This is a genomic window from Blastomonas sp. CCH1-A6 (assembly GCF_001556365.1).
Lineage (GTDB): Bacteria > Pseudomonadota > Alphaproteobacteria > Sphingomonadales > Sphingomonadaceae > Blastomonas > Blastomonas ursincola.
The window spans coordinates 1-4,613 of the sequence record NZ_LSIS01000411.1; the positions used below are offsets into that span (position 1 = coordinate 1).

Below are 4,613 nucleotides of genomic sequence, written 5' to 3' on the forward strand. Positions count from 1 at the left end.
CCGCCTCGCTTGTTTCGGCGCCCGTCGTAGACGCGCGCGAGCCGGCCAAGGTGAAATCGATCAGCGCCATGACGATGGCTCCGGACGGCAGGCTGGTCATCGCCGACTGGCGCAGCGGGTCGCTGCATGTGCTCGATCTGCCCAAGCCTAGGGGTTCCGGCAAGACGGCTGCTTTCAATCTTGTCGCTGTCGACGAGGCTTTGGCCATGGCTGGGTCGAGGCGCGTGCGGGCAACGGCGCTGGCCTGGCAGGAACATGCAGGACGCGCGATCGTGGCGGCGGAAATCGGCGGCAGGGTCCTGCTTGCTCTGGCAACGGCCGACGGTTCTGTCACCATCCATGATCCGGATGACTGGCATGTCCAGTCGCTTGCCCTGTCCGACCTGCCAGGGGAGGGCAGCCTTTGGGGCAAGGCCAGTGTCCGGACTTTGACGGTCACCTGTTTCGCCTGGCAGGGGAATGAACTGCTCATCTCCGGGATTGCCAATGCAGACTTTGCGTCGACCCTGCGGCGTATTGCCTATCCTTTCGGCAAACAGCCCAAATCGACGCGGATCGAAATGTATCATGCCGTCCATAATCAGTTAGAAACGCGTGCGCCCATCCGGGCAATGGACGTGGTCACGCTGGGGGGCATTCCGCATCTGCTCGCAGCCTATACCTGCACACCGCTTGTCATCGTTCCTCTGGCAGAGCTGGTCGATCAATCACGGTTGAGAGCAAAGACGATTGCGGAACTCGGCTTCGGCAATACGCCGCTTTCAGTGATGTCATTTGCCATCGAATACCAGGGGCAAAGTTCCGACTGGGTTCTCGTCGCCAATGCTGCCAAATCGGCGGATCTTATCGCGCTTCCCGCCATTGCCGAAGCGGCAGCAGGTCAGGGCCTCACTCAGCCGGTCAAGGCGCCGTTCGACCAGTTTGCGGGCGTCCGCGCCATTCCCGTTCCGCTGGGGAACCTGGTGGCTGTTGCAGACCAGGGCGACGAATTCCTGCTCGCGCTGCGACGCGATGCGCAGACAGGGGCGCTAGAACTCGTGTCGTTCCGCAAGGGGGCGTTTTTCCGCCTGTCGGACCATGTCAACGAATATGACATGCCAGGCTATGCCTATCCGGAAGGCGATTCCTTTCAGCAAGGCTATATCCGGCCATTCCATGCCATGATGAAGCGCGATGAGGGCCATGCCGAACTTATTCGCTGATCCGCCACGCATGCTGTCCGTGCACCCCGCGAGCGTGGTCTGGCCAGCCAATATCCTGCGGTTCCACCTTGAGTTCGATCGTGCAATGGACCCGTTCGATGCCGCTGCCCACGTCCAGTTGATGACCGACGACGGCCAGGCTGTCAGCGGCGTTCTGGTCGATTATCCCGACGGCCTCTGGACGGCAGATGGGCGCATACTGACCTTGCTCATGCATCCGGCGCGCATAAAGCGCGGGGTCGCAGCGCACGAGGCGCTCGGTCCAGCCTTGCGTCCGGGCGCCAGCTATTGGCTCAGGGTTGATCCGGCGATGGCGGATTTGCAAGGTCGCAAAATCGGCAGGGAGGAGCGCTTCCGCTTCTCGGCTTCGGAACCGGAACGCAGGCGCATCGATACATCCGCTTGGTTTTGGACAAGGCCGAAGTCGGGCACATCTGCTCCGCTCAGAGTAGAAACCGGGCGATCACTCGACCATCTCTCAGTTCGAACAGCTGTTTTCATGATGGGCGAGTCTGGCGTTCCGCATCCCGCCAGCTTCCAGGTAACGGGCGAGGCGATCATGGTCTTCCCGCATTCGCCCTGGCCAGACGTGATTGAGATTGTGGTGCAACCGTGGCTGGAGGATGTTTGCGGCAACCGGCCGGATGGGAGCTTCGAGCAGACCATCAGGGGCGCTGATGTGGCATTTTGCAATCTGCCAATGGCCGGCATGGCCATACAGCCCTGATCTGCAGGGTTCCGCAGGCAGCCGCATCGTTTGGTCGTACGCATTGCGGCCTTCGTGGCCTTTTTGCAGTATTTGCAGGAGTAGTTCATGGCTCGCCCTCCCTTGCCGCCCTTCACTGAGGCAACCGCACGCGAAAAGGTCCGCCTGGCCGAGGATGGCTGGAATAGCCGGGATGCCGCCAGGGTTGCGCTGGCCTATACGCTCGATACCCAGTGGCGAAACCGGGTCGAGTTTCCGCAGGGTCGTACCGAGATCGAAGCCTTTCTCGTTCACAAGTGGAATCGTGAGCTCGACTACAGGTTGATCAAGGAATTGTGGATCCATGACGGGCGTCGCATCGCGGTCCGCTATGCCTATGAATATCATGACGATAGCGGGCAGTGGTTCCGCGCCTATGGCAACGAGAACTGGGATTTTGATGACAGCGGCCTGATGACACGGCGTTTCTCCAGCATCAACGAGCATCCGATTGCGGAGGTCGAGCGTCTGTTTCGATGGCCGCTCGGCCGGCGGCCCGACGATCATCCTGGTCTCAGCGATCTGGGTCTGTAGGGTTCGATCTCTGGCCCGAGCCTCAACCTCGCACCTTTCGATTGGGCTTGCGGTCGCGAAATGCCTCTGCGGCCGACATACACTGACATTAGCCCCAATTCTGAAGCAATTTCTGCACAATCCTGCGGGATTTGGAACCGTCTGTCTGGCGGCGCTGCGCTAGACTATCGCCGGTCATCTGCGGACGCGGGAGGTCGTCAGATGGCCCAAGGATATTGGAGATCCCGCATGAAGCCGTGTTTTGCTGAATCGGCCTGGCTGCGCGCCATGCCAGGCCCTGCACCATCGGCGCTTTCTTTGTACTGCCACCATCGCTGCGAAGGCTGTGGACGATGGTGCTGAGTTTGACCTGCAGCAGGTATTCTTAAGTAAGAGCCTAGCCCGGCTTTTCCGTGACCTGGCAAATCATCACCCCGGAGCGGCAATATTGCCCGGTTCCGGCATATTGTCGATGCTGAGCGCAGGCCGTCACTTGAACATCATATTGGCCGAACAAGGTAGCTTGCCATGAGCCATCAGCTTTACACCCAAGACCCGACCAGGTTGGTCTACCGGCCGTCAACCGGCCTGCACAGCTATGATGATGCTCTCTTTCTGGGCGGCATGCCCGCGGTCTCTAACGTGCATGTCGGAGGGCACATGTCCTCGCTTTGGCAGCGCAAGGCGCCCGATGCCAGTCAGGGCATCGAGATCGAGGTTCCCGCCAGCGATAGTCTGGTGATCCTTTCGAGGACCGGCCAATCTTATGCCCAGTTCTGCAGATTTGCCGGGACGGCTGTCGATCTGCGGGTCGGCCCGGACTTTGTCTTCATCATTCCTGCAGGACTGGACAGCTTCTGGGGCGGCGAAATGAAGATGACGGAAGGCTGGTTCCATCTTCATATCGACAGGGCAACGGTCAGCCAGGGAGCTTTGGAATTCCGTTTCGAATATCAGGCTCTGGCCTATCAGGACATTCCCAGGCTCAAGTCGCTGGTTGATGTTGCAATTTCCGCGACATCTGACTCCGCTCCCTCGGACCTCCTGTGGGAGGGGCTGTCGTGGACGATCCTGTTCGAAATCGCCAACACATTCAGACGCAAGGGCATTGGCTCGGGAGCGAGGGGGCATCGGCTGGCCCCCTGGCAGATCAGGCGTGCGATCGAGTTCATGCGGGCCAACCTTGATACCCCTATTCGCCTCGCTGAAATGGCCGAAATCTGCCAGGTTTCGCCATTCCACTTCGCGCGGGGGTTCCGCAATGCCATGAACGTGCCCCCGCATCGCTATCTGGTGCTGTTGCGAATAGATCATGCCAAGGATCTGCTGAAAGGCTCACCGCTTTCGATCACGGAGATCGCTATGGCAGCAGGTTATGAGACACCCCAGGCCTTTGCCCGCGCGTTCAGACAGACCACTGGCTACGCCCCGAGCCGCTATCGCGAAATGTTGGGACCGTGACCCCGCTGCTTGCGCCCCGTGCCGGGCAGAAGACCGGTGTTCATGCCTATGATGTTGCACATTATTCAGGCGTTGAACCCGTAACGTCCAACATATTTGCGGGGCAGGGCATGAGTTCTGTCTGGCAGCGCGACCTGATCAGCCGGGAGCCGGTTTCCCACATCTCTGTCCCTGCCAATGCGTCCATCGTCTTGTTGTGCCGGACTTCCGGTCCCTATATCCAGCGCGCTCGCTTGGCCGGAACAGCCTATAATGTGGAGGTCAAGCCGAATTTCTTCATGCTGCTGCCTTCCGGGATCGACAGTATCTGGTTTGACCAGACCGAAAGGGTGCAGGGCTGGTTCCATCTCCATTTCGACAAGACCATCCAGGACAGGATCGCCGCGGAGCTGGGCTGGAACTTTACCCGGATCACGACCTGCGTTTCGGTTGAATTGCGCAAGCTGGCGGATACGGCCATCCACCTGTCCGGCAATGTCGCACCGCCCGCGTTAATCTGGGATTCTCTGTGCTGGATGATCCTCTATCATTTCAGCAGGTGCAATACAGCCAGCGGGCAGGTGGATGTCCGTCTGGGCCATCATCTTGCACCGTGGCAGGCGCGACGTGCGGTCGAATTCATGCGCGCCAATCTTGATCGCGACATCACGCTGAATGATATTTCGGGCATATGTCATGTGTCGCCGTATCAT

At 59.6% G+C, this 4,613-nt stretch carries 5 protein-coding genes; all 5 read left to right on the forward strand.

Going from position 1 to position 4,613, the window contains the following annotated elements:
- The coding region (locus tag AX735_RS26080) for a hypothetical protein (RefSeq protein ID WP_066283318.1) at positions 1–1,202 on the forward strand (1,202 nt) is incomplete at its 5' end.
- The gene (locus tag AX735_RS18735; protein WP_137775281.1) at positions 1,183–1,929 is read left to right on the forward strand and encodes a hypothetical protein; all 747 of its coding nucleotides are present in this window, start codon (positions 1,183–1,185) and stop codon (positions 1,927–1,929) included. The genes AX735_RS26080 and AX735_RS18735, both read left to right, overlap by 20 nt.
- A gap of 87 nt (positions 1,930–2,016) precedes the next feature.
- A complete protein-coding gene (locus AX735_RS18740; protein ID WP_066283322.1) occupies positions 2,017–2,481 on the forward strand; it encodes a nuclear transport factor 2 family protein in 465 nt (154 codons plus the stop codon).
- Between the two features lie 507 nt (positions 2,482–2,988).
- Positions 2,989–3,921: a helix-turn-helix domain-containing protein gene (locus tag AX735_RS18745; RefSeq protein ID WP_082751194.1), complete on the forward strand. Its 933-nt coding sequence runs from the start codon at positions 2,989–2,991 to the stop codon at positions 3,919–3,921.
- Positions 3,918–4,613, forward strand: a 696-nt coding sequence (locus AX735_RS25340) for a helix-turn-helix transcriptional regulator (protein ID WP_202189620.1), incomplete at its 3' end; no start/stop codon positions are given. The genes AX735_RS18745 and AX735_RS25340, both read left to right, overlap by 4 nt.